The 22880-nt window shown below is 62.0% G+C and carries 24 protein-coding genes; 9 read left to right on the top strand and 15 right to left on the bottom strand.

What is annotated here, in order from left to right:
- Window positions 1-201 precede the first annotated feature (201 nt).
- The 5 genes from trmD to ffh all read right to left on the bottom strand — a co-directional run bounded on the left by trmD (window position 202) and on the right by ffh (window position 3912).
- Window positions 202-885: a tRNA (guanosine(37)-N1)-methyltransferase TrmD gene (trmD, locus tag C3Y91_RS04955; RefSeq protein ID WP_130656602.1), complete on the bottom strand. Its 684-nt coding sequence runs from the start codon at window positions 883-885 to the stop codon at window positions 202-204.
- Entirely contained in the window at window positions 885-1454 is a 570-nt protein-coding gene (gene rimM, locus C3Y91_RS04950; RefSeq protein WP_029767597.1) for a ribosome maturation factor RimM, read from the bottom strand. The genes trmD and rimM overlap by 1 nt, the downstream gene beginning before the upstream one ends.
- A 113-nt stretch (window positions 1455-1567) precedes the next feature.
- On the bottom strand, window positions 1568-1939 hold the full coding sequence (rpsP, locus tag C3Y91_RS04945; RefSeq protein ID WP_003543667.1) for a 30S ribosomal protein S16: 372 nt from the start codon (window positions 1937-1939) through the stop codon (window positions 1568-1570).
- A gap of 49 nt (window positions 1940-1988) precedes the next feature.
- On the bottom strand, window positions 1989-2309 hold the full coding sequence (locus tag C3Y91_RS04940) for a chorismate mutase (protein WP_003543666.1): 321 nt from the start codon (window positions 2307-2309) through the stop codon (window positions 1989-1991).
- Window positions 2310-2325: 16 nt separating this feature from the next.
- A complete protein-coding gene (ffh, locus tag C3Y91_RS04935) occupies window positions 2326-3912 on the bottom strand; it encodes a signal recognition particle protein (protein WP_018481790.1) in 1587 nt (528 codons plus the stop codon).
- 480 nt (window positions 3913-4392) lie between these two features.
- Here ffh and C3Y91_RS04930 point away from each other — a divergent pair, with 480 nt between their 5' ends.
- From C3Y91_RS04930 to C3Y91_RS04905, 6 genes are all read left to right on the top strand, one after another.
- A complete protein-coding gene (locus tag C3Y91_RS04930) occupies window positions 4393-4617 on the top strand; it encodes a hypothetical protein (protein WP_017989736.1) in 225 nt (74 codons plus the stop codon).
- Window positions 4618-4731: 114 nt separating this feature from the next.
- Complete coding sequence (gene dapF, locus C3Y91_RS04925) at window positions 4732-5637, top strand: diaminopimelate epimerase (RefSeq protein ID WP_018072047.1); 906 nt, start codon at window positions 4732-4734, stop codon at window positions 5635-5637.
- Window positions 5634-6908, top strand: a complete 1275-nt coding sequence (gene mtaB, locus C3Y91_RS04920; protein WP_168575098.1) for a tRNA (N(6)-L-threonylcarbamoyladenosine(37)-C(2))-methylthiotransferase MtaB — start codon at window positions 5634-5636, stop codon at window positions 6906-6908. The genes dapF and mtaB overlap by 4 nt, the downstream gene beginning before the upstream one ends.
- 16 nt (window positions 6909-6924) lie before the next feature.
- The gene (gene ftsY, locus C3Y91_RS04915) at window positions 6925-8457 is read left to right on the top strand and encodes a signal recognition particle-docking protein FtsY (protein ID WP_130665246.1); all 1533 of its coding nucleotides are present in this window, start codon (window positions 6925-6927) and stop codon (window positions 8455-8457) included.
- A 74-nt stretch (window positions 8458-8531) separates the two neighbouring features.
- A complete protein-coding gene (locus C3Y91_RS04910) occupies window positions 8532-9176 on the top strand; it encodes a septation protein A (RefSeq protein ID WP_168575097.1) in 645 nt (214 codons plus the stop codon).
- On the top strand, window positions 9173-9760 hold the full coding sequence (locus C3Y91_RS04905) for a DUF2585 domain-containing protein (RefSeq protein ID WP_130665244.1): 588 nt from the start codon (window positions 9173-9175) through the stop codon (window positions 9758-9760). Before C3Y91_RS04910 ends, C3Y91_RS04905 begins: the two co-directional genes overlap by 4 nt.
- A 186-nt stretch (window positions 9761-9946) precedes the next feature.
- Here the strand turns inward: C3Y91_RS04905 and C3Y91_RS04900 are convergent, their stop codons facing one another.
- From C3Y91_RS04900 to ccmA, 5 genes are read right to left on the bottom strand one after another with little or no spacing between them, the layout of a single operon-like run.
- Window positions 9947-10555, bottom strand: coding sequence for a DsbE family thiol:disulfide interchange protein (locus tag C3Y91_RS04900; protein WP_130665243.1), 609 nt, complete (start codon window positions 10553-10555; stop codon window positions 9947-9949).
- Entirely contained in the window at window positions 10552-10731 is a 180-nt protein-coding gene (gene ccmD / locus C3Y91_RS04895; protein WP_024320429.1) for a heme exporter protein CcmD, read from the bottom strand. Before ccmD ends, C3Y91_RS04900 begins: the two co-directional genes overlap by 4 nt.
- Before the next feature lie 4 nt (window positions 10732-10735).
- Entirely contained in the window at window positions 10736-11497 is a 762-nt protein-coding gene (locus tag C3Y91_RS04890; protein ID WP_024320428.1) for a heme ABC transporter permease, read from the bottom strand.
- 48 nt (window positions 11498-11545) lie between these two features.
- A complete protein-coding gene (gene ccmB / locus C3Y91_RS04885) occupies window positions 11546-12205 on the bottom strand; it encodes a heme exporter protein CcmB (protein WP_024320427.1) in 660 nt (219 codons plus the stop codon).
- Between the two features lie 52 nt (window positions 12206-12257).
- Entirely contained in the window at window positions 12258-12905 is a 648-nt protein-coding gene (ccmA, locus tag C3Y91_RS04880) for a heme ABC exporter ATP-binding protein CcmA (protein WP_024320426.1), read from the bottom strand.
- Window positions 12906-13167: 262 nt separating this feature from the next.
- Here ccmA and acnA point away from each other — a divergent pair, with 262 nt between their 5' ends.
- From acnA to C3Y91_RS04865, 3 genes are all read left to right on the top strand, one after another.
- Complete coding sequence (gene acnA, locus C3Y91_RS04875) at window positions 13168-15858, top strand: aconitate hydratase AcnA (protein ID WP_024320425.1); 2691 nt, start codon at window positions 13168-13170, stop codon at window positions 15856-15858.
- Window positions 15859-16091: 233 nt separating this feature from the next.
- Window positions 16092-16832, top strand: coding sequence for a DUF1223 domain-containing protein (locus C3Y91_RS04870; RefSeq protein ID WP_012759356.1), 741 nt, complete (start codon window positions 16092-16094; stop codon window positions 16830-16832).
- A gap of 383 nt (window positions 16833-17215) precedes the next feature.
- On the top strand, window positions 17216-17617 hold the full coding sequence (locus C3Y91_RS04865; RefSeq protein WP_018448249.1) for a DUF2794 domain-containing protein: 402 nt from the start codon (window positions 17216-17218) through the stop codon (window positions 17615-17617).
- A gap of 7 nt (window positions 17618-17624) precedes the next feature.
- On the opposite strand, the gene C3Y91_RS04860 is transcribed toward C3Y91_RS04865, so the two are convergent.
- The 5 genes from C3Y91_RS04860 to C3Y91_RS04840 all read right to left on the bottom strand — a co-directional run bounded on the left by C3Y91_RS04860 (window position 17625) and on the right by C3Y91_RS04840 (window position 22856).
- Window positions 17625-18182, bottom strand: a complete 558-nt coding sequence (locus tag C3Y91_RS04860) for a GNAT family N-acetyltransferase (RefSeq protein ID WP_024320424.1) — start codon at window positions 18180-18182, stop codon at window positions 17625-17627.
- Between the two features lie 121 nt (window positions 18183-18303).
- Window positions 18304-18624, bottom strand: a complete 321-nt coding sequence (locus C3Y91_RS04855) for a hypothetical protein (RefSeq protein WP_018072059.1) — start codon at window positions 18622-18624, stop codon at window positions 18304-18306.
- Window positions 18625-18699: 75 nt separating this feature from the next.
- Window positions 18700-19428: a Bax inhibitor-1/YccA family protein gene (locus C3Y91_RS04850; RefSeq protein WP_011653891.1), complete on the bottom strand. Its 729-nt coding sequence runs from the start codon at window positions 19426-19428 to the stop codon at window positions 18700-18702.
- Window positions 19429-19608: 180 nt separating this feature from the next.
- Entirely contained in the window at window positions 19609-22152 is a 2544-nt protein-coding gene (locus C3Y91_RS04845) for an ABC transporter permease (RefSeq protein WP_024320423.1), read from the bottom strand.
- Entirely contained in the window at window positions 22149-22856 is a 708-nt protein-coding gene (locus tag C3Y91_RS04840; RefSeq protein ID WP_018072061.1) for an ABC transporter ATP-binding protein, read from the bottom strand. Before C3Y91_RS04840 ends, C3Y91_RS04845 begins: the two co-directional genes overlap by 4 nt.
- Between the last annotated feature and the right edge of the window lie 24 nt (window positions 22857-22880).

Below are 22880 nucleotides of genomic sequence, written 5' to 3'. Positions count from 1 at the left end.
CCATTTCCGCGTGCGCCAATACACGAAAGGCCAGGGCTTGTCATCCCTTGGGCGGCATTTTTGTGAAAAGGGCTGCGAAATCAGCCGTTTTTCTCACTTTACAGCGCCGCGCGCCTTTTCAGACGCGCAAAGGACGCTGTAACACTTTGAATCTACGCATCGTGCTTTCCGAAAATCGATCCCGATTTTCCGCCCGATACGCTAGCCTTTTTCGAGCAGATCCGGCCGTCGCTCCTGCGTCAGCTGCACCGCTTCCTGATGCCGCCATTTCTCGATGGCGCCGTGGTTGCCCGAGGTGAGGATCGCGGGGATTTCCCGGCCTTCCCATTCCTGCGGCCGGGTGTAATGCGGATGTTCCAGCAGTCCGCCTTCGAAGCTTTCGTGCAGGCCGGAAAGGTCGTTGCCCATGACGCCGGGCAGGATGCGGACGATCGCATCGAGCACGGTCAGCGCCGCCGGCTCGCCGCCTGATAGGACGTAGTCGCCGATCGAGACCTCTTCCAGTCCGCGCGCCTCGATCACCCGCTGGTCGACGCCCTCGAAGCGGCCGCAGACGATAATGACGCCGTCGCTGGCCGCGAGCTCGCGCACACGCTCCTGCGTCAGCGGCTGGCCGCGCGGGCTCATCAGCAGCCGCGGGCGGGTATCGTTTTCTGAGGCGCTGTCGATCGCACGTGCAAGGACGTCGGCCTTCAGCACCATCCCGGCGCCGCCGCCGGCCGGGGTGTCGTCGACGGTGCGGTGTCTGTCGGTGGCGAAGTCGCGGATCTGCACCGTGTCCAGCGACCATTGCCCCCGCTCCATCGCCTTGCCGGCGAGCGAGAAGCCCAGATGCCCCGGAAACATTTCCGGATAAAGTGTCAGCACGCTCGCCCGGAAAGCCATCACTTCTTCTTTTTCGGCTTGTCGGGAGTGAATTTCGAAAGCTCTTCCGGATCGTCGACCAGCCCCGCCGCCAGCGGATCGATCAGCAGCGTGCCGGCCTCGAGGTCGATCTCCAGCACCGAGGCTTCGGAGAAGGGGATCAGCACCGGACGTTTGCCCGGACCTTTGAGTTCCAGCAAATCGCCGGCGCCGAAATCGAAGACGCCGGTGACCGTGCCATAGCTGACACCCTTGTCGTCTCGCGCCTCGAGCCCTTCGAGATCGGCATAGTAGAACTCGTCGTCCTCCAGCTCCTCGTCCGGCAGGTTGTCCCGCTCGATATAGAGTTCAAGCCCGTTCAGAGCCTCGGCGGCATTGCGATCGTTGACGCCGCGGAAACGGACGACGACGACATTCTTCATCTCGCGGATTTCGAGGACTTCGAAGCTGCGGCCGTCCATGCTGTGCAGATGGCCGTAGTCGCCAAGCGCGCCGGGATCGGCCGTATAGGCCTTGGCGCGCACCTCGCCGCGGAGGCCTTGCGCGCCACCGATCGTCGCCATCAGAACGGGGTTTTCAAGCTTTGTCATGGGTTCCTTCATGTGAAGCCGAAAGACAGGTTTCTCATAAACGAAGTGTGGGCGATTGGAAACGAAAACGGGCGGCATGTCGCCATGCCGCCCGCTCGAAGGGAATGTCGCGATTATTCCGCGGCGTCGGCAGCAGCAGCCGCAGCGTCGGCGACCTTCTGAGCCTTTTCGGCGGCGCGTTCCTGGGCGCGCTTGCCGGGCTTTGCCTTGACGGGGTTGTTCTTGACTTCACGCTTGGCAACGCCTGCTTCATCGAGGAAGCGCAGAACGCGGTCGGTCGGCTGGGCGCCGTGTTCGATCCAGTGCTTGATGCGCTCGGCGTTCAGCTGAACGCGCTTCTCATCGTCCTTGGCAAGCATCGGGTTCCAGGAACCGAGGTTTTCGAGGAAGCGGCCGTCACGCGGGCTGCGCGCATCGGCGAGAACGACGTGGTAATACGGGCGCTTCTTGGAACCACCGCGGGCGAGACGAATTTTCAGTGCCATGTTCTTTAACTCCTTGGGCTTTTCTTGACCGCTTTCTTGAGCGGTACGGTTATCGGGCTGCAGCGCTTTGTTCAGCGTGATCCGCAGCGATCTGCTCATGATGCCGGATGACTTCCTTGATGACGAAGTTCAGGAACTTCTCGGCGAAATCCGGGTCCAGATTGGCGGCTTTCGCCAGCTGGCGAAGGCGTTCGATCTGGTATTCCTCGCGCGCCGGGTCGGCCGGCGGCAGATTGTATTTGGCCTTCAGCACGCCGACCTCTTTGGTGCAGCGGAAGCGTTCGGCCAGCATGTGCACGAGAGCGGCATCGATATTGTCGATCGACTGACGATAGCTCGCGAGCTGGGCTTTGACGTTTGGATCAATCATGGGGCAAGCGATCCTTTCACTTCTTCTTCGGCAATCCGGGCAACCCCGGGAAACCACCGCCAAGGCCCGGCAGCTTGGCGCCGCCGAGGCCCGACAAACCACCCGGCAGACCGCCGAGACCGGGCATACCCCCACCCGGTTTTCCAAGCCCCGCCGCTTCCGCCTGCTTCTGCAAGGCCTCGAGCTGCCGGGGATCGATATTCGAGAGATCGGGCATGCCGCCACCCATGCCGCCCATGCCGCCGCCGAGCCCCATCTTGCCGGCAAGGCCGCCCATCATCTGCTTCATCATGCCGCCTTTGCCCTTGCCGCCCATCATCTTCATCATGTCCGCCATCTGGCGGTGCATCTTCAGAAGCTTGTTGATGGCGGCGGCATCGGTGCCGGAGCCGGCGGCGATGCGCTTCTTGCGCGAATGCTTGAGCAGGTCGGGATTGGTGCGCTCGGCCTTGGTCATCGACTGGATGATGGCGATCTGGCGGCCGAAAAGCTTGTCGTCGAGGCCGGCTGCGGCCATCTTGTCCTTCATGCCGGCCATGCCGGGCATCATGCCCATGATGCCGCCCATGCCGCCCATCTTCTGCATCTGCCGCAGCTGGTCGGCGAGGTCGTCGAGATCGAACTTGCCCTTGGCCATCTTGGCGGCCATGGCGGCCGCCTTCTCGGCGTCGATGTTTTCCGCTGCGCGCTCGACGAGCGAGACGATGTCGCCCATGCCGAGAATACGGTCGGCGATGCGGCGGGGATGGAATTCCTCCAGCTCGCTCATCTTCTCGCCGACGCCGATCAGCTTGATCGGCTTGCCGGTGACGGCGCGCATCGAAAGGGCGGCACCGCCGCGGCCATCGCCGTCCATGCGGGTCAGCACCAGACCGGTGATGCCGACGCGTTCGTCGAAACTGCGGGCGAGGTTGACTGCGTCCTGGCCGGTGAGGCTGTCGGCGACCAGCAGGATTTCATGCGGGTTCGAGCGCTTCTTGATGTCGGCCATCTCGACCATCAAGGGCTCGTCGATATGGGTACGGCCGGCGGTGTCGAGGATGACGACATCATGGCCGCCGAGCTTGGCCGCCTGCACGGCGCGGGCGGCGATATCCGTCGGCGACTGGCCTGATATGATCGGCAGCGTGTCGATATTGGCCTGGGCGCCGAGCTGGCGAAGCTGCTCCTGGGCTGCCGGACGGCGCGTGTCGAGCGATGCCATCAGCACCTTCTTCTTCTCGCGCGTCGACAGGCGATGGGCGATCTTCGCCGATGTCGTCGTCTTGCCGGAACCCTGCAGGCCGACCATCATGACGACGACCGGGGCCGGTGCATGCAGGTCGATGCCGACGCCTTCGCCGCCCAGCATCTCGATCAGTTCGTCATGCACGATCTTGACGACCATCTGGCCGGGCTTGATCGACTTCAGGATCTCGGCGCCGACGGCCTTTTCACGCACGCGGTCGGTGAAGGAACGCACAACGTCGAGCGCGACGTCGGCCTCCAGCAACGCACGGCGAACCTCGCGCAGCGCTGCGGAAACATCGGCTTCCGAAAGCGCGCCACGGCCTGTCAGTCCATTCAGAATGGATCCAAGACGGTCCTGGAGGTTTTCAAACATCGGCTCTTCCTTGATACGTTTCGGGCGGGTTCTTACCTGCCCGGAAACGTCGTGCTTTTCCTTGACGAAAACAAGACGCAAAGCCAAAAAGCACCCGAGGGCGCGTCGCGCTGTCGGGTGTTGACCTCCGGGATCTCGGGTCCCGGTCGGCGGCTCGGAGTCATGTGGCTCGTCGCGGATTGGGCGCGATAAACAGGAAAGCCGCGCGAAAGTCAAGGCAATGCGGACAAATGACCACATGGCAGCTAGGTGACGAGAGGACGCTAGTGTCTCATCCAGCGGTTGCAGCAAAAGTACATACTCAAACGAAGTGATGTATTGGCTTGCGCAATCTGCCAGCGTTTCGGGTTTTGCCGATAAATATTGCCACTCCGGCGGCCGAATTCGCTGTCAACGCCAGTTGCAAATTATTCTGCTTATGATTCTACTTTCTACTTAAGTGCGTCCTGTAAAATGATTCGTGAATATCCTTGATGCCGAATGAATCGGCGGAGATATCGAATGTTAAATCCTGATATTGAGAGCTGGGCGCTGGCGCGGGCCCATCATATTGTCCTGAACGAAGGCCTGAATCTTGCGAAGGCGGCACAGGATCTGGATCGCAAGCGGTCCCGCTCGCTGGTCTACGAGCTGAGAAAGGTCATCACCGCAGCTATTGTCGAAGCCCATGCTGCGTCTTTCGATCCCGACGGTGCACAGCGGTAAAAGCCAAACTGCCTCGAAAGGATCGGCAGACCGCAACGCCTGCCCGGCACTCACCCACTGGTAATTCCTTCGCATTTCCGCCATATACACCGGAAAGACAGACGGAATGATACCATGAGCGCAACGGTCGAATTCGCGAGGATGAACGGGCTTGGCAACAAGATCCTGGTCGTCGACATGCGCGGCCGGCCGGACAAGGTGACGCCGGCGGCGGCGGTCGCGCTCAATGCCGATCCACAGACCGAGTTCGATCAGATCATGGCGATCCATGATCCGAAGGCCGAAGGCACCGATGCCTTCATCGATATCCTGAATTCCGACGGCTCGAAGGCGCAGGCTTGCGGCAACGGCACGCGCTGCGTCGTGCAGGCGCTTGCCGCCGAGACCGGCAGGAAGGTCTTTACCTTCCAGACGGTCGCCGGCATCCTGAATGCCGTCGAGCACGAGGACGGGACGATCTCGGTCGATATGGGCCGGCCGGTGTTCGATTGGGACAGGATCCCGCTGGCGGAAGAATTCCATGACACCAGCCGCATCGAACTGCAGATCGGCCCGATCGACAAGCCGGTGCTGCATTCGCCGTCGGCGATGTCGATGGGCAATCCGCATGCGATCTTCTGGGTAGACAGGGACGTGATGTCCTATGATCTCGCCCGCTTCGGACCGCTGCTCGAAAACCATCCGATGTTTCCTGAGCGCGCCAATATCACGCTGGCGCAGGTGACATCGCCGACATCGGTGACGACGCGCACCTGGGAGCGTGGCGCGGGGCTGACGCTTGCCTGCGGTTCGGCCGCCTGTTCGGCGGCCGTCAGTGCCGCGCGCACCGGCCGCACCGGCCGGAAGGTGACGATCAATGTGGCAAGCGCCAAGCCGCCGGGCGTGCTTTCCATCGAATGGCGCGAGCACGACGATCACGTCATCATGACCGGCCCTGCCGAATGGGAATGGTCGGGTACGCTCGATCCTTCGACCGGTCTCTGGTGGCGCGAGGGTACGCGAGAGGCGGAGGCGCAGTGAGCGGCGTCGAGGTCATTACCTTCGGCTGCCGCCTCAACACATATGAATCCGAAGTGATGAAGGCGCAGGCTGAAAAGGCCGGGCTCAACAACGCCATCCTGGTCAACACCTGTGCCGTGACCGGCGAGGCCGTGCGCCAGGCCCGCCAGGCGATCCGCCGGGCACGGCGCGACAATCCGCATGCCCGCATCATCGTCACCGGCTGCGCCGCGCAGACGGAAAAGCAGACTTTCGCCGCCATGGCGGAGGTCGATGCCGTGCTCGGCAACGAGGAGAAGCTGACGAGCGCCTCCTATCGCAGCCTGCCGGATTTCGGCGTTTCGGCCGAAGAGAAGCTCCGGGTCAACGACATCATGAGCGTCAAGGCGACGGCGCCGCAGATGGTCAGACACATCGACGGCCATGTGCGCGCCTTCATCCAGGTGCAGAATGGTTGCGACCACCGCTGCACCTTCTGCATCATTCCCTATGGCCGCGGCAATTCCCGCTCCGTACCGATGGGAGCCGTCGTCGATCAGGCCCGCAAGCTCGTCGACGGCGGTTACCGCGAGATCGTGCTGACCGGCGTCGATGCCACCAGCTATGGCAGCGATCTGCCGGGCGCCCCGACGCTCGGGCTTTTGGCGAAGACGCTGCTGAAGCAGATCCCCGATATCCGCCGCCTGCGGCTTTCCTCGATCGACAGCATCGAGGCCGATGCCCACCTGATGGATCTCATCGCCGACGAGCCACGTTTCATGCCGCATCTGCATCTGTCGCTGCAGCATGGCGACGACATGATTCTGAAGCGCATGAAGCGCCGGCATTTACGCGCCGATGCGCTGCGTTTCATCGAGGATGCGCGCCGGCTTCGTCCCGAGATGAGTTTCGGCGCCGACATGATCGCCGGCTTTCCCACAGAAACCGAAGCGATGTTCGAGAATGCCGTGGGGCTGGCCGAAGAGGCTGGTATCGCCCATCTGCATGTCTTTCCCTACAGTCCGCGTCCCGGCACGCCGGCCGCCCGCATGCCGCAGCTCGACCGGTCGCTGGTCAAGGATCGCGCCGCAAGGCTGCGCGCCGCTGGACATAGGCTGCATCGATCCCATCTCGATGGGATGATTGGAACCCGGCAATGGCTGCTTGTTGAAAACAACGGCCTGGCGCATACGGAGAACTTCACGCTGGTCGCAGCCCCCGGCCTTCGTCCTGGCGAACTTGTGCCGGTCACGATCACCGGCCACAATGGCAAGCATCTCGACATGCAATTGACGGCCGCAGCAGCGGCCTGACTTTCACGGAATCCCCATGGCGCTCAGTTTCATCAAAAAGGTCTTCACCTTCGGCAAGGACAAGCCGGCGGAGACGAGTGCGGTGGAGGCCGAGCTCGAACAGCGGTCGCCGAACGAGGTTCTGCCGGTCGCCGACGATCCCGTTCTGCCCGAGGAAATGGACATGGCCGGCGGCCCGGCCGCCGATATCGGCGAGGGCGGGGTCGAGGCGCCAAGCATCCTTGAGGAAGCCGTGCCACTTCCTCCTGCGGATCAGATGAGCGATTTCGGCCTGGTGCCGCTTTCACTGCTGGAGGCCGAAGCCGAAGTCGAAGAAGTTGCGGGCGCGTTGCCTTCCGGTTCCTCGGTCGATGCCATTGAGGATGAAACGCCCAATGCTGTCGAAGCTGTCGTCGAGATTATAGAGACGTTGCCCGAAGAGATTTTGGCGCCGGACGTGGAAGACGACATCTCCATTCCGTCGACCCCTCCCGCTGTGGAGATGCCGGACAAGGCGGAAGACGATATCCTGCCTGCAGAACCCTCCGAGGCGGCGATCGAGGAGCCGAGGCCAGAATCCCCCATCCTCCCCAAAGGCTTCGCCACCGGCCCTAAGGTCGTCGAGCCGGCGCCGGTTGTCCTGCAGCCGAAACTCAGCTGGTTCCAGCGCCTGCGCAACGGCCTTGCGCGCACCTCCTCGCAGCTGACGAGCCAGATCACCGCGCTGTTCACCAAGCGCAAGCTCGATGACGAGACGCTGCAGGATCTCGAAGATCTGCTGATCCAGGCCGATCTCGGCGTCGAGACCGCCATGCGCGTCACCGACACACTCGCTTCCGAGCGTTATGGCAAGGATGTCACCGGCGAGGATGTCAGCCGGATCATGGCGTCCGAAATCGCCAAGGTCTTGAAGCCGGTCGCCAAGCCGCTGCAGCTCGACCTCTCGCACAAGCCGCATGTCATCCTCGTCGTCGGCGTCAACGGCACCGGCAAGACGACGACGATCGGCAAGCTTGCGGCGAAGCTTTCCGGCGCCGGGCTGAAGGTGATGCTGGCAGCCGGCGATACTTTCCGTGCGGCTGCGATCGAGCAACTGAAGATCTGGGCCGACCGGACGAAATCCGAATTCATCGGCACCAAGCTCGGCGCCGATGCCGCCGGCCTTGCCTATGATGCCTTCGAACAGGCAAAGGCGAAAAAATGCGACGTGCTGATCGTCGATACCGCCGGCCGCCTGCAGAACAAGGCAGAGCTGATGGCCGAGCTCGAGAAGATCGTGCGCGTGCTCGGCAAGCTCGATCCCGATGCGCCGCACACCGTGCTGCAGACCCTCGATGCCACGACGGGGCAGAACGCGCTCAACCAGGTCGAGATCTTCCGCAACGTCGCCGGCGTCAACGGGCTGATCATGACAAAGCTCGACGGCACGGCGCGCGGCGGCATTCTTGTCGCCATCTCGGCCAAGCATAAGCTGCCGGTCTATTTCATCGGCGTCGGCGAGGGCGTCGAGGATCTGGAGCCGTTCGAGGCCGAGGATTTTGCCCATGCCATTGCCGGGCTTGGGCAATGATGCCACAGATATGCCGCCGAAAGCCTGCAAGGCACGGCCGGAACAGTTTCCAGGAAAACAGGTTTGAAGAACGCATGAGTACAGAGAGCGATATCACCCCGTCTGCTGCCGACCGGCATCATCCGCTGCTGAAACTGGCGCTGGAACTCGGACCGCTGCTGATCTTCTTCTTCGCCAATCTGCGTGGCCAGTGGCTGGTGGAGACGTTTCCTGCTCTTTCCGAATTGGGCGGACCGCTGTTCGTCGCGACCGGCCTCTTCATGGCGGCGACGATCCTCTCGCTGATCGTTTCGAAGATCGTGCTCGGCCATCTGCCGATCATGCCTTTTGTATCAGGCATCGTCGTCCTCATCTTCGGCTCGCTGTCGATCTGGCTGCAGAACGAGACCTTCATCAAGATGAAGCCGACCATCGTCAACGCGCTCTTCGGGGTGGCGCTGCTCGGCGGACTGGCCTTCGGCAAGTCGCTGCTCGGCTATGTCTTTAACGCCGCCTTTCAGCTCGATGCCGAGGGCTGGCGCAAGCTCACCATCCGCTGGGGCATCTTCTTTCTCTTCCTCGCCGTGCTGAACGAAGTCGTCTGGCGCAATTTTTCCGACGGTACCTGGGTCGCCTTCAAGGTCTGGGGCACGATGCCGATCACCATCATCTTCACGCTGGCGCAGATGCCGCTGGTGCTGAAGCATAGTATCAACCTGGAAACGGAAGGCGAGAAGTGAGCGCTGTCGATGCAGAGTCTCGCGTAAGACACCAGAACTTCTGGTTTGTCGCCTGCCTTGCGGTTCTGATCATTCAGATCGCCGCCGAATATATGATGGGCCGCGTTCCGATCTGCGCCTGTGGTTATGTCAAGCTGTGGGAGGGCGGGGTCAATACCAGCGGCAATTCGCAGCATCTGTCGGATTGGTACACGCCGTCACACATCATCCACGGCTTCCTGTTCTACGGGCTCGGGCATCTCATCCTGCGCCGCAAGCCGCTGGCGGCAAGGCTGCTGCTGGCGCTGGTGATCGAATCCGGCTGGGAGCTGCTCGAGAATTCGCCTCTCATCATCGACCGTTACCGTACGGCGACGATTGCGCTTGATTATTACGGCGACAGCATCCTGAATTCGGCGATGGACACTGTCTTCATGTGCGTCGGTTTCTTCTTCGCGCGGCGCGCACCGGTGGCGCTGACGGTAGCGATCGCCATCTTCTTCGAGATTTTCACTGGCTACGTGATCCGCGACAACCTGACGCTCAACGTTGTCATGCTGATCTGGCCGGTGGAGGCGATCAAGGTCTGGCAGGGCGGGGTGTAGGGCTTTTTTTGTCCCGATAAACCCCTCCCCAACCCCTCCCCACAAGGGGGAGGGACTAACTCGTGGCACCGCCTCGCAAACCAGCCAACTGCACACTGGACGTTCGATAGGACGCACGGCAAGAGCCGCACGTTAAGTCCCTCCCCCTTGTGGGGAGGGGTTGGGGAGGGGCCTTTTGTGGATCACTCAGGAAGTCGGCTTGCCGAGCGCCTTTTCTATCGCAGGAAAAAGCCCTTCCTTCAGGCTGATATCGTCGAAGGGGCCGACGCGCTTGTAGAGGATCGTGCCGTCAGGCCCGACCAGATAGCTTTCCGGAATGCCGTAGACACCCCAGTCGATCGCTGCCTTGCCGTTCGGATCGACGCCGATCGCACGATAGGGGTTGCCGAGTTCGCCGAGGAAACGCAGGGCGTTGTCGCTCTGGTCCTTGTAATTGATGGCGACGATGTTCAACCGTCCGTCCTTTGCCAGTTCTTTCAATACTGGATGTTCATCCCGGCAGGGGAGACACCATGAGGCGAAGACGTTGACGAGGGTCAGCTTACCCTTGATTGCCGCATCGGTCAGCGCCGGCAGGTTGGCGCCGTCGAGCGGCGGCAGGTTCAGCGCCGGCGCCTTGGTGCCGATCAGGGCGGAGGGAATTTCGGCGATGTTCTTGCCATGGAAATCCTGGTCGTAGAGCATCTTTGCGGCCGTGGCAGCGATGCCGCCGAAGACGACGAGCGGCAGCAGCGCCAATGCGTAACGGCTAAGCCCGCGCGGCTTGGCGGCGGTGTTTTCCGGCGTGTCGTTCATTCGCCATCCCCCACACTGTTCTTGGGGCGCGCCGAACGGCGGCGGATGCCGGCAGCCTCAAGGGCGGCAAGTTCCCTGCGGCGGGCGCGGCCGTCGGCCCAGGTCCAGGCCGTGACGGCGATCGTCACCAGGGCTGCAAAGCCATAGGAAGCGTAGACGTAGAAGTCATGCGTCACGGCTCTATTCCTCCCGGCTCGCCATGCGGGCGGCAAGACGGCGCTGAGCGGCAATGCGGCGGCGCCAGATCTCGTTCCTCATCGCCATGATGTGCAGCGTGAAAAAGAGCAGGGTGAAGGCGATCGCCATGATGAAGAGCGGGCGCAGGAATTCCGGATCGATCGCCGGGCCGTCGAGGCGCAGCACGCTTGCCGATTGATGCAGCGTGTTCCACCACTCGACGGAGAATTTGATGATCGGAATGTTGACGAAGCCGACAAGGATGAGCACGGCGGTGACGCGCGCGGCCTTCGACGGATCGTCGATGGCGCGGCCGAGTGCAATCAGCCCGAGATACATCAGGAAGAGAACGAAGACGGAGGTCAGCCGCGCATCCCAGACCCACCAGGTGCCCCACATCGGCTTGCCCCAGAGCGAACCGGTGACGAGTGCAAGCAGGGTAAAGGCGGCGCCGAGCGGCGCTGCGGCCTTGGCGGAGACATCGGCCAGCGGATGGCGCCAGACCAGCGTGCCGATCGCCGAGACGCTCATGATCGTATAGCACATCATCGAAAGCCAGGCCGAGGGCACATGCACATACATGATGCGCACGGTCTGGCCCTGCTGGTAATCGCCTTCGGTGGCGAAGCTCAGATAGAGGCCGACCGCGAAACAGAGGGCGGTGATGCCAGCCAGCCACGGAATGGCGCGCGCCGCCAGCGCCAGAAACCGCGTCGGGTTGGCGAGATCGCTGAATTTGCTGATGGCAAGGCTCGTTTCGCTCATGATCGTTTCCTTACCTTGATCCGGCTTTTCCCGCAATCGAACGCCCCATCAATCCGCTGTGTTTCGTAGCGCCAGGGCCGCGGCTGCCGGGCCGATGACCGCGAAGAAGAGTGTCAGCGCAATGAGGATCAGGAAGGGTGGCAGGAACGGGGCGGGATCCTCGACTGCAGCATAGGTGGCGCTGACGCCGAAGATCAGCACTGGGATGGTCAGCGGCAGCACGAGGATCGAGACCAGCAGGCCGCCGCGGGGCAGCGCCACGGCAACGGCGGCGCCGACGGCGCCGATGAAGGTGATGGCGGGCGAGCCGACCAGCAGCGTCAGCATGGTCGCGCCGATCGCTGTCTCGTCCATGTTCATGAAGAGGCCGAGCAGCGGCGAGGCGATGACGAGCGGCAGGCTGGTGGCCGTCCAATGGGCAAAGCATTTGACCAGCACGGTCAGGACGAGCGGCGTTTCCTGCATCAGCATCAGGTCAAGCGATCCGTCGTCGCGCTCGGCCTGGAACAGGCGGTCGAGGCCGAGAAGGGCGGCGAGCAGCGCCCCGATCCAGACGATGGCGGGGCCGATGCGCGAAAGCAGCTTGAGATCGGGGCCGACGCCGAAGGGAATGACGGCGACGATGGTCAGGAAGAACAGCACGCCGATCAGCGCACCGCCGCCGGCGCGGATGGAAAGTTTCAGGTCGCGGAGGAAGAGGGCGGTCATGCGAGGCAGCTCTCTAGATATGCGGTTGACGGGGTAGCTACGTCGAGAAGCATCAACCCCATACCCCATGATCGACCCCGGCAAAGCCCGTCATCTTCAATTCCTGCGAATTCCTCAGCCGCAGCGGCTGATGCGTCGCCGCCAGCACGATGCCGCCCTTTTCCAGATGCGCCGTTATCAAATCGGTAAACAGCCGGTAGGCGCTGGCATCGAGTGCCGCGGTCGGCTCGTCGAGGATCCAGACCGGGCGGTGGGCAACGAGCAACTTGGCGAAGGCGAATCGGCGCTGCTGGCCGGCGGAGAGATAACCGAAGGGAAGGTGAGTGATTCCCGAAAGACCGACCGCTTCGGCGGCGTCCTCGACGGCGAGGCTGGCAGCGCCGCCTGTGTCACCGAGAAAGACACGCCAGAAATCGAGATTTTCTGCAACCGTAAGTTCATTCTTCATCGCGTTTCGATGGCCAAGGTAGTGGCTGACCTCGCCCGGATGGCTACCTCCCGGGCTCCCTTCGTCGTGAAATATGACAGTGCCTTTTTCCGGCCTCAGCAGTCCGGCGGCCACACGCAGCAAAGTGGACTTTCCCGATCCATTTCTACCCGTGAGGACAAGCGCCTCGCCGGCCGCCAAGTGAAAGGAAATGTTAACGAAAATGAGATCCTCACCGCGCCTTGCAGCCAGATTTTCGGCGGTGAGATGCATGCGTCGGCTCTTTCTCGGTTTCGGCTTCCGGCGGGGTCAAAAAATGTCCGATTTTGACTGTCCTCGGGTATGGCAAGTTTTTAGGAAATTATCTATAAGACCTGCAACCACGCCAGCGGTCGGCGTGAATTTCATCCTTGCGCCGAACTTGGAGCGTCTGTTCCACGTGCGGACAGCGGAAATGGCCGTACCCGCATCCTGATGTGCATTAAGTGCATAGGCGTTCGCACGACTGTGTTGGCTATCAGAAACGGGGTCTCTCGTGTCTAAATCTCTTGACAGTTTCAATTGTCGTTCCACGCTCTCCGTGAACGGGAAGGACTATGTCTATTACAGCCTGCCCAAGGCTGAGGCAAACGGTCTGGCCGGTGTGTCGAAGCTTCCCTATTCGATGAAGGTGCTGCTTGAAAACCTGCTGCGCTTCGAAGACGGCCAGTCGGTCACCAAGGAGCACATCCTGGCCGTTGCCGAATGGTTGAACAATAAGGGCGCGGTCGAAAACGAGATCGCCTATCGCCCGGCGCGCGTGCTGATGCAGGACTTCACCGGCGTTCCCGCCGTCGTCGATCTTGCCGCTATGCGCGACGCGATGGTGTCGCTCGGCGGCGATCCCGAGAAGATCAACCCGCTCGTTCCCGTCGATCTTGTCATCGACCACTCCGTCATCGTCGACGAATTCGGCACGCCGCAGGCCTTCGCGCGCAACGTCGAGCTGGAATACCAGCGCAACGGCGAGCGCTACCGTTTCCTGAAGTGGGGCCAGCAGGCCTTCAAGAATTTCCGCGTCGTGCCTCCCGGCACCGGCATCTGTCATCAGGTCAATCTCGAGTATCTCGGCCAGACCGTCTGGACCAAGGAAGAAGACGGCGAGACGATCGCCTATCCGGATACTTGCGTCGGCACCGACAGCCACACGACGATGATCAACGGTCTCGGCGTTCTCGGCTGGGGTGTGGGCGGTATCGAAGCGGAAGCTGCGATGCTCGGCCAGCCGGTCTCGATGCTGCTGCCCGAAGTCATCGGCTTCAAGCTGACCGGCAAACTCAAGGAAGGCGTCACGGCGACCGACCTCGTTCTCACCGTCGTGCAGATGCTGCGCAAGAAGGGCGTCGTTTCGAAGTTCGTCGAATTCTTCGGCCCCGGTATGGACAACATGCCGCTCGCCGACCGCGCGACGATCGGCAACATGGGTCCGGAATACGGCGCCACCTGCGGCTTCTTCCCGGTCGACGGCGAAACCATCAACTACCTCACCATGTCCGGCCGCACTCATGACCGGATCGCCCTCGTCGAAGCCTATTCGAAGGCGCAGGGCATGTGGCGTGAGGGCGACGGTTCCGAGCTCGTCTTCACCGATACGCTGGAACTCGATCTGAACGACGTCGTGCCGTCGATGGCCGGCCCGAAGCGTCCGGAAGGCCGTATCTCGCTCGAGAATATCGCGACCGGTTTTGCCGGCTCGATGGATGCCGACTACAAGAAACCCGGCCAGTTGAACAACCGCTATGCGGTTGAAGGCACCGACTTCGATCTCGGCCACGGTGACGTGGCGATCGCTGCTATCACGTCGTGCACCAACACCTCCAACCCGTCAGTGCTGATCGCCGCCGGCCTTCTTGCCCGCAACGCCGTTGCCAAGGGCCTGAAGACGAAGCCGTGGGTGAAGACCTCGCTGGCACCGGGAAGCCAAGTCGTCGGCGAATATCTCGCCAAGTCGGGCCTGCAGGCCGATCTCGACAAGCTCGGCTTCAACCTCGTCGGTTTCGGCTGCACCACCTGCATCGGCAATTCCGGCCCGCTGCCGGCGCCGATCTCGAAGACGATCAACGACAAAGGCCTTATCGTTTCCGGCGTTCTCTCCGGCAACCGTAACTTCGAAGGCCGCATCTCGCCCGACGTGCAGGCGAACTATCTCGCATCTCCGCCGCTGGTTGTCGCTTATGCGCTTGCCGGCACGGTGCAGACGGATCTGACCAAGGAGCCGATCGGTGAGGACCAGAGCGGCAACCCTGTTTATCTCAAGGACATCTGGCCGACCTCTAAGGAAGTCCAGGAATTCATCCTGAAATACGTGACGCGCGAACTCTACGAATCCAAGTACGCCGATGTCTTCAAGGGCGACGTCAACTGGCAGGCCGTTCAGGTTCCGCCGGGTCAGACCTATGCCTGGGACGACAATTCGACCTACGTGCAGAACCCGCCCTACTTCGTCGGCATGGGCAAGAAGGGCAGCGGCGTCTCCGACATCAAGGGCGCCCGCGTTCTCGGCCTGTTCGGCGACAAGATCACCACCGACCACATCTCGCCGGCCGGTTCGATCAAGGCGGCATCGCCCGCTGGCGCCTACCTCATCGACCACGACGTCGCCGTTGCCGATTTCAACCAGTACGGCACGCGCCGCGGCAACCATGAAGTGATGATGCGCGGCACCTTCGCCAATATCCGCATCCGCAACCACATGCTCGGCCCGAACGGCAAGGAAGGTGGCTACACCATCCATTACCCGTCGAAGGAAGAGACCTCGATCTACGACGCCGCGATGCAGTACAAGCAGGAAGGCGTGCCGCTCGTCATCTTCGCCGGTGTCGAATATGGCAACGGCTCCTCGCGCGACTGGGCTGCCAAGGGCACCAACCTGCTTGGCGTCAAGGCAGTGGTCGCCCAGTCCTTCGAGCGCATCCATCGCTCGAACCTGGTCGGTATGGGCATCATTCCCTTCGTCTTCGAAGAGGGCACGACCTGGCAGAGCCTCGGCCTCAAGGGCGATGAACTCGTCACCATCGAAGGTCTGGAAAAGATCAAGCCGCGCGAGAAGAAGATCGCCAAGATCACCTATGGCGACGGCACCGTGAAGGAGGTTCCGCTGCTGTCGCGCGTCGATACGCTCGACGAGGTGGTCTACCTCAACAACGGCGGCATCCTGCAGACGGTTCTGCGCGATCTCGCTGCCTGATTTTTAAGACACTTAGCTGACAATGGCCGCCGGAGAGCAGTTTCCGGCGGTTTTTCTTTGCGGCGACGGTCTTTAAACGGGGCTCACGATGATTTGTTTGCGCAAGTTCCCGTCGAGCTAGGTCTCACCCGTTCGTGACTTTTCGTTTGGACCCGGAAGGATTATTCGTACGTTCATATGTCAGAGCCTTCGGTTCCAACATGCCGTCGGCGCTGAAAAAGAGGTGCAGGTGAATGTCCCCCCGTTTTTTGATTCCGCTGATCGCCGGCGTTGTTCTCTCAGGCCCGCTGCAGGCCGAAGACGGCACGCCGAAAGGTGTCGTCGAACTCTTCACGGCGCAGGGCTGCTCTTCCTGTCCTCCCGCTGATGCCGCTTTCCGCAAGCTGGTGAACCAGGGCGATGTCATCGCGCTCGCCTATCATGTCGATTACTGGAACTATCTCGGTTGGGCCGATACGCTGAGTTCCAAGGAAAATACCGAGCGGCAGTATGGCTATGCCAAGACAATGGGCCGCAGCAACGTCTACACGCCGCAGGCCATCGTCAACGGACGTGGTCATCTGGCTGGCGCCGATCTAAATGGCATCAACAGCCAGATCGACACCTATAGCAGCGAAGGCAATGGGCTGACCGTTCCGATCAGTGCCGCTATGCGCGGCGACGAGCTGGAGATCAAGATCGGCGCGGGACAGGGCAAAGCCAATGTCGTGATGGTCTATTTCGACAAGGAAAAGACCATCGACGTCGAAAAGGGCGAGAACAGCGGCCAGAAGATCTCCTATCTGCACAGCGTCACCAATGTCGAAACCGTCGGCATGTGGGACGGCAAGGCGACCAGTCTGACGCTGCCGGCCAGCGTGTTGCAGAGGCCGCAGCTCGAGGGCTGCGCCATTCTGCTGCAATCGGCGACCGCAGACGGCGACCCGGCTGCGATCCTTGGCGCGACCGTGGTGATGGCTGGCAAAAATATTTGAAATTTCATCCGGGTACGGATGAAATGCTGGGGCGGCCCGGCCGAGCGTATTCGGGGCTGGGGTTAAGGTCGATACGCTCCGCCGGGCCCTTTGGCGCGCTGGCGCCAAACTGGAATTCATAAATCTCCTGCAAATGAGGCGCTGTTTTGACTGAAATGCGGCGCTGCGGAGAAAGCGTTAGCCTGCCCAGCGCATCATGCCTTCCGAAAATCGGACCAACTTTCGGAAGGCATGATGCGCAGACTCAAAGTGCTACAGCGTCCTTGCGCGAGAGACGCGCGGCGCTGTCGTGCGGCTGAATGTGACGGCCGGCACTCTTGCAATTTGCGGCGGCTCGGGCAAACTGTCACTCTCCTGTCACATGTGGAGGCCTTGTGAGACTGATGACAGATCAGCCGGATTTGCGACACGGCGAAAGCCGTTCCGTCGACCATAGTTCCTCAGTCGTCGTCGATCTCAGGGAATACAAGCAAAGCAAGGACCCGCTTCCGGTGACCTTCCACCGGCGTGAACTGGATGCGATCCTCTGGATCTACGGCCGGATGGTCGGTGACGGTGAATGGCGCGACTACGCCATCGATCACCTGAAGGACAGGGCGGTTTTTTCCGTTTTCAAGCGTTCCGGCGAAATGCCGCTCTTCCGCATCGAGAAAAACCCGAAGCTCGCCGCGAAGCAGGGCGCCTATTCCGTGATCAACACCAACGGCACCATCCTGAAGCGCGGTCACGAGCTGAACCAGGTGCTGAAGGTGTTCGACAAGGCCCTGAAGCTGGTCGACAAATAAACCCGCATCAGCCGGCAAACAGCGTGCCGGGATAGACGGACGGATCCGGATCGCTCGTCATGGCTTCGCCGAGCGCGCGCTGCATGAACATCGTGTCCAGCCAGCGGCCATGCTTATAGCCGGTGCCCTTCATCAGACCGACCTCCTCGAAGCCGGCTGCTCGATGAAGCGCGATCGAGGCGGGGCTGGCGCCGCCGATGACGGCTGCCATCTGACGGAAACCGAGTCCGGTGCAGCGGTCGATCAGTTCAGCAAGCAGCGCCTTGCCGATGCCCCGGCCGCGGGCCTCAGGCGCCAGATAGATCGAATCCTCGACCAGCCAGCGATAGGCGGGACGCGTGCGAAACGCCGAGACATAGGCGTAGCCGAGCAGGACGCCGCCCGCATCGACGGCGGCGATATAGGGATATTGCTGGCTGACGATGGCCGCAAAACGTTGCGCCAACTCGGCCTCGGACGGCGGTACGATCTCATAGCTCGCGACGCCGTTCAGGACGGATTCGCGGTAGATATCGGCGATGGCGGGAATATCGGCTTGCGAGGCTTTGCGCAGGAGGAAGGACATCGGCGGCTGGTCCAGCGGGAGGGCAGGGCTCCTCTAAAACCATTCCTGCAAAGCCGGCGCAACAAAAAAAGCCTATGCAAGCCCATGTGCAGATGATCATCAACGACATGCCCTGCCGCAGCTACTCTAGAATTTGGATCCTCAACCTTTCGGCTTGCTTGCGCGCCTGGCGCCTCACATACAGGACCAGCAATGGCGAGAAGACGAAAGCCATGACGACGTGCACCACAGCAGAGAGCACCAGGTCACTTCCTCTAATCGGGTCGATAGGTATCAGGTGCCAGTAGTCGATAGCCAGAACCCCTAAAATTGCGCCGGCCAAGGCGGCAATGGTGGCGCTGAGCCAAACAACGACCGAATAGAGCAGGCTATCAGGCAGTCGCTTCGCAAATAGTACTGCAACGACAATGCACGGGATGAAAACAAATCCTTGCAGTAGCATGCCCTACCCCCTCCGGCATTCACCCACAACAATAAAGGCGGCCGAAGCCGCCTTTTCGATCTCAGTCTGCCCTGCTTATTTACGGTTGCCCATGAACTGCAGCAGGAACATGAAGAGGTTGATGAAGTCGAGATAGAGCGTCAGAGCGCCCATGATCGCCTTGCGACCGGCCACGGCAACGTCATCAGCTTCCAGGTACAATTCCTTGATCCGCTGGGTATCGTAGGCGGTGAGGCCTGCGAAGATCAGAACGCCGAGCACCGAGATGGCGAACTGCACGGCAGACGACGCCAGGAAAATGTTGACCAGCGAAGCGATGATCAGGCCGAACAGACCCATCATCAGGAACGAGCCCATCGCCGACAGGTTACGCTTCGTCGTGTAGCCGTAAAGCGACAGCGCGCCAAAGGAGGCGGCGGTGACGAAGAAGGTCTGAACGACGCTCTGACCCGTGTAGATCAGGAAGATCGATGAGAGCGACAGGCCGACGAGCGCTGCGTAGACCGCAAAGGTCGTCTGGGCGGCAGCCACCGTCATCGTATTGATCCGGAAGCTCAGGAAGAACACCAGAGCGAGCGGCGCCAGAATGACCACCCACTTCAGCGGGCTCACATAGATCGCCTGACCGAAAGCGGTCAGCTCGCCATTGGCGAAGGCGAATTGGAACGACAGATATGCGGCCACACCGGTGATCGCCAGACCCAGCGCCATCAGGTTGTAGACCTTGAGCATATAAGCGCGCAGGCCTTGATCAATCATCTCGCCGGTCTGAGCGCGGCTTTGATAGTTACGAAGATCAGCCATAGTTTCCTCTTACAAGCTCCGATGGAAATACGGTGTCGGGGTTTTCGACCCGGGCGCCGCTGCGGAGCTCCAGCATGCCTGCGAACAATATGAGGCTTTCGCCCATTGCAAACAAGAGGCTTGCAAAGCCTCGGCCGGTTAAATCGCCGTAAGGTGAAGGGTTTGAGTGCCGCGGCTTGATCAAAGTTCGCGCAAAACGGGGGCCGCCTTCTGCCCAAGGATGCGCCAGGTGCCGATGAGGCCGATGCCGACGGTGAGGACGAGTGCTGTGACGAGCGTCAGTCCCGCCACGTCGGGCAGAAAGGTCGAGGGCAGGCGCATGATGCGGGCGACGATGAACCAGGCGGCAACGCCGCCGGCGATCAGCGCGAAGATCGCGGTCGCAAGCCCGAGGATCAGATATTCGTAGCTGAAGGCGCGGATCAGCATGGCGCGCGTGGCGCCGAGCGTCTTCAGCACCACCGCATCGTGGGTGCGCGCCCGGTTTCCGGCGGCAAGCGCCCCGGCAAGGACGAGGATCGAGGCGATGAGGGCGACCGAGGCCGCAGCGCGGATCGCGGTCGCAAGCTGCGCGACCAGCTGGTTGACGATATCGATCGCGTCCTTGACGCGCACACTGGTGATCGTCGGATAGGTATTGGTGACGGATTTCAGGATCGCCGCATCTTCGGCCGGTGTCGAAGACGGATCGGTCAGCGTCGCGAGCCACGCATGCGGGGCGCCGCGGAAGGTATTCGGCGAGAAGACCATGACGAAATTGATCGACAGCGATTCCCACTCGACGCGGCGCAGATTGGCGATCTTCGCGGTGATGTTGCGGCCGAGCACGTTGACGGTGACCGTATCGCCGATCTTGAGGCCCAGCTCATGCGCCTCTTCCGAGGAGAAGGAGACGAGTGGCTCGCCGCTGTAATCCTTGTCCCACCATTTGCCTTCGGTGAGGGCGGCGTTCTCCGGCAGGGTTTCGGCATAGGTGATGCCGCGATCGCCGTTCAGCACCCAGCGGCCGGCCGCCGGCACGTTCATCTTGGTGACGTCCTCGCCGTTGAAGGCGATGATCCGGCCGCGCAGCATCGGCACTTCGACAAGCTTGCCCCGGGGCGCCTGCGCCTGGACGAGATCGCGGAAGGCATCGACCTCGGCGCTCTGGATATCGACGAAGAAGAAGTTCGGCGCCCCCTCGTTCATCCGGCCGGTCAGCTGCTGGCGCAGGTTCCCGTCGATCAGGGTGAGCGTCACCAGCAATGCCAGGCCAAGGCCGAGCGAGAGCACGACCGAAGGGGTCAGTGCGCCGGGGCGGTGGATGTTGCCGATTGCCAGCCGCAGCGCTGGCGAATTGACGCGCGGGCTGCGGCGCGCGAGCCAGGCGATCAGCGCGGCGACCAGACGCAGGACGACGAAGGCGAAGACGATCGCGCCGACGAAGACGACGGCGATGAAGCGATCATAGGCGGTGAGGATGGCAAGCCCGGCAAGGGCGACCATGAACAAGGCGGCAAGCAGGATGTAGGGCCAGGAGGGCAGGCGGCGGGCCTCGAAGCCCTGCTCGCGGAACAGTGCGGTCGCCGGCACTTCGCGGGCGTGGCCGAGCGGCAGGATGGCGAAGGCGAGCGTCGTCAGGATGCCGAAGAGCGTGGCGAGCAGCAGGGCGCCGGGGTAGAGGGTCGGCGTCGTGGAGACCGGCAGGAATTGCGCCAGGAACTGCGCGGCGAGCATCGGCGACAGGGCGCCGATGACGAGGCCGATCAGGATGCCGCCGAGAGCGATGATGGCGATCTGGATGAGATAGATCAGGACGACGACCTGCGCCGGCGCACCGAGACATTTGAAAGTGGCGATGGTGGTGCGTTTGGAATCGAGGAAGGCGCGCACCGCATTGGCGACACCGACGCCGCCGACGATCAGTGCGGTGAGGCCGACCAGCGTCAGGAACTGCGAGAAGCGGGTGATGTTTTCGGTGAGCGAGGGCGCGGCACGGTCGCTGGTGCGGATCGCCCAGCCGGCGGAGGGGAATTCCTTGGAGGCGCGCGCCTGGATGCCCGACATCGCGGCCTTGTCTTCCAGCCGGATCTTGTAAGCGTGTTCAACCAGGCTTCCCGTCTGGATCAGCCCGGAGGCTTGAAGCGCCTGGCGGCTGACGAGGAGACGCGGCGCAAAGCCAAAACCTTCCGACAGCGCATCCGGCTCGGTTTTCACCGTACCGGTGATGCTGAGCTTGACGTTGCCGAGCAGCAATTCGTCGCCGACCGCAAGCCCGAGCCGATCGAGAAGCAGCGGCGCTGCGACCGCGCCATAGGTGCCGCCTTGGCCCGAAAGCAGTGCTGCAAGCGGATAGTCCGGCTCGGCCACGAACTTGCCGTAGAGTGGGTAGGCGTCGTCGACGGCCTTGACCTCGACCAGCGCCTGATCGGACCCGTCGGGCTTGCGGGCCATCGAGCGCAGGCCTGTCGACACCGAAACGGTGCCGAGGCCTTCGAGGAAACCGATTTCCTGAGACGTGGCTTCGCGGTTGTTGAGTTCGAAACGGACGTCGCCGGCCAGCAGTTCCTGCCCCTGCGAGGCGATCGTATCGGTGATCGACTGCGAAACGGAATTGACGGCGGCAATCGCGCCGGTGCCGAGCGCGATGCAGGCAAGGAAGATGTAGAAGCCGCGAATGCCGCCGCGCAGCTCGCGCAGTGCCAGGCGAAAAGCGAGCGAGACGCGTGGCGTGATGATCCTCATGCGATCGCCGCTTCGGTGCGGCGGGCGGCGCTGTCGCCTTCGATCCGGCCGGAGCGGACGCGAATCTGGCGCGAGCATCGGTTTGCAAGCGAGACGTCGTGGGTGACGAGAAGCAGGGTCATGCCGCGTTCGGCCTGCTTGGAGAACAGAAGGTCGGCGATCTGGCGGCCGGTCTCGGTATCGAGATTGCCGGTCGGCTCATCGGCGATCAGCAGGGCCGGCGACGGGGCGAGCGCCCTGGCGATCGCCACGCGCTGCTGTTCGCCGCCGGAAAGCTGACCGGGATAGTGGTTCAGCCGTTCGCCGAGGCCGACTGATTTCAGCTCGCGATGAGCGATCTCGAAGGCGTTGCCGACATTGGCGAGTTCGAGCGGCACGGCGACGTTTTCCAGCGCCGTCATGTTGGCGATCAAGTGGAAGGATTGGAAGACGATGCCGATGTTGCGGCCGCGGAAATCGGCGACCTGGTCCTCAGTGAGGCTATGGAGCGGCGTGTCATTGATGTTGATCTCGCCGCTGTCGAGCTTCTCCAGCCCGGCAAGCACCATCAGCAGGGTGGATTTGCCGGAACCGGAAGGGCCGACGATGCCGACGGATTCGCCGGCCGCAATATCGAGATCGATGCCCTTCAGCACATGGACGGAGGCGGCTGCGCTGCCAAGGGTCAGATCGGCGCCCTTCAACTCGATAATGGTTTTTGCCAACAGAAATCGCCCTATATAAGTCCG

Origin of the sequence: Rhizobium ruizarguesonis, assembly GCF_012349115.1 — a bacterium.
In the GTDB taxonomy this organism is placed as follows: Bacteria; Pseudomonadota; Alphaproteobacteria; order Rhizobiales; family Rhizobiaceae; genus Rhizobium; species Rhizobium ruizarguesonis.
This window is presented reverse-complemented; position numbering and strand designations above follow the sequence as displayed.

What these genes read in the sequence shown, in the direction of transcription:
- trmD (WP_130656602.1), bottom strand. Translation starts at nt 885, where the DNA reads ATGGCTTTCCGGGCGAGCGTGCTGACACTTTATCCGGAAATGTTTCCG.
- rimM (WP_029767597.1), bottom strand. Translation starts at nt 1,454, where the DNA reads ATGACAAAGCTTGAAAACCCCGTTCTGATGGCGACGATCGGTGGCGCG.
- rpsP (WP_003543667.1), bottom strand. Translation starts at nt 1,939, where the DNA reads ATGGCACTGAAAATTCGTCTCGCCCGCGGTGGTTCCAAGAAGCGCCCG.
- C3Y91_RS04940 (WP_003543666.1), bottom strand. Translation starts at nt 2,309, where the DNA reads ATGATTGATCCAAACGTCAAAGCCCAGCTCGCGAGCTATCGTCAGTCG.
- ffh (WP_018481790.1), bottom strand. Translation starts at nt 3,912, where the DNA reads ATGTTTGAAAACCTCCAGGACCGTCTTGGATCCATTCTGAATGGACTG.
- C3Y91_RS04930 (WP_017989736.1), top strand. Translation starts at nt 4,393, where the DNA reads ATGAATCGGCGGAGATATCGAATGTTAAATCCTGATATTGAGAGCTGG.
- dapF (WP_018072047.1), top strand. Translation starts at nt 4,732, where the DNA reads ATGAGCGCAACGGTCGAATTCGCGAGGATGAACGGGCTTGGCAACAAG.
- ftsY (WP_130665246.1), top strand. Translation starts at nt 6,925, where the DNA reads ATGGCGCTCAGTTTCATCAAAAAGGTCTTCACCTTCGGCAAGGACAAG.
- C3Y91_RS04910 (WP_168575097.1), top strand. Translation starts at nt 8,532, where the DNA reads ATGAGTACAGAGAGCGATATCACCCCGTCTGCTGCCGACCGGCATCAT.
- C3Y91_RS04900 (WP_130665243.1), bottom strand. Translation starts at nt 10,555, where the DNA reads ATGAACGACACGCCGGAAAACACCGCCGCCAAGCCGCGCGGGCTTAGC.
- C3Y91_RS04890 (WP_024320428.1), bottom strand. Translation starts at nt 11,497, where the DNA reads ATGAGCGAAACGAGCCTTGCCATCAGCAAATTCAGCGATCTCGCCAAC.
- ccmB (WP_024320427.1), bottom strand. Translation starts at nt 12,205, where the DNA reads ATGACCGCCCTCTTCCTCCGCGACCTGAAACTTTCCATCCGCGCCGGC.
- ccmA (WP_024320426.1), bottom strand. Translation starts at nt 12,905, where the DNA reads ATGCATCTCACCGCCGAAAATCTGGCTGCAAGGCGCGGTGAGGATCTC.
- C3Y91_RS04870 (WP_012759356.1), top strand. Translation starts at nt 16,092, where the DNA reads ATGTCCCCCCGTTTTTTGATTCCGCTGATCGCCGGCGTTGTTCTCTCA.
- C3Y91_RS04865 (WP_018448249.1), top strand. Translation starts at nt 17,216, where the DNA reads ATGACAGATCAGCCGGATTTGCGACACGGCGAAAGCCGTTCCGTCGAC.
- C3Y91_RS04860 (WP_024320424.1), bottom strand. Translation starts at nt 18,182, where the DNA reads ATGTCCTTCCTCCTGCGCAAAGCCTCGCAAGCCGATATTCCCGCCATC.
- C3Y91_RS04855 (WP_018072059.1), bottom strand. Translation starts at nt 18,624, where the DNA reads ATGCTACTGCAAGGATTTGTTTTCATCCCGTGCATTGTCGTTGCAGTA.
- C3Y91_RS04850 (WP_011653891.1), bottom strand. Translation starts at nt 19,428, where the DNA reads ATGGCTGATCTTCGTAACTATCAAAGCCGCGCTCAGACCGGCGAGATG.
- C3Y91_RS04845 (WP_024320423.1), bottom strand. Translation starts at nt 22,152, where the DNA reads ATGAGGATCATCACGCCACGCGTCTCGCTCGCTTTTCGCCTGGCACTG.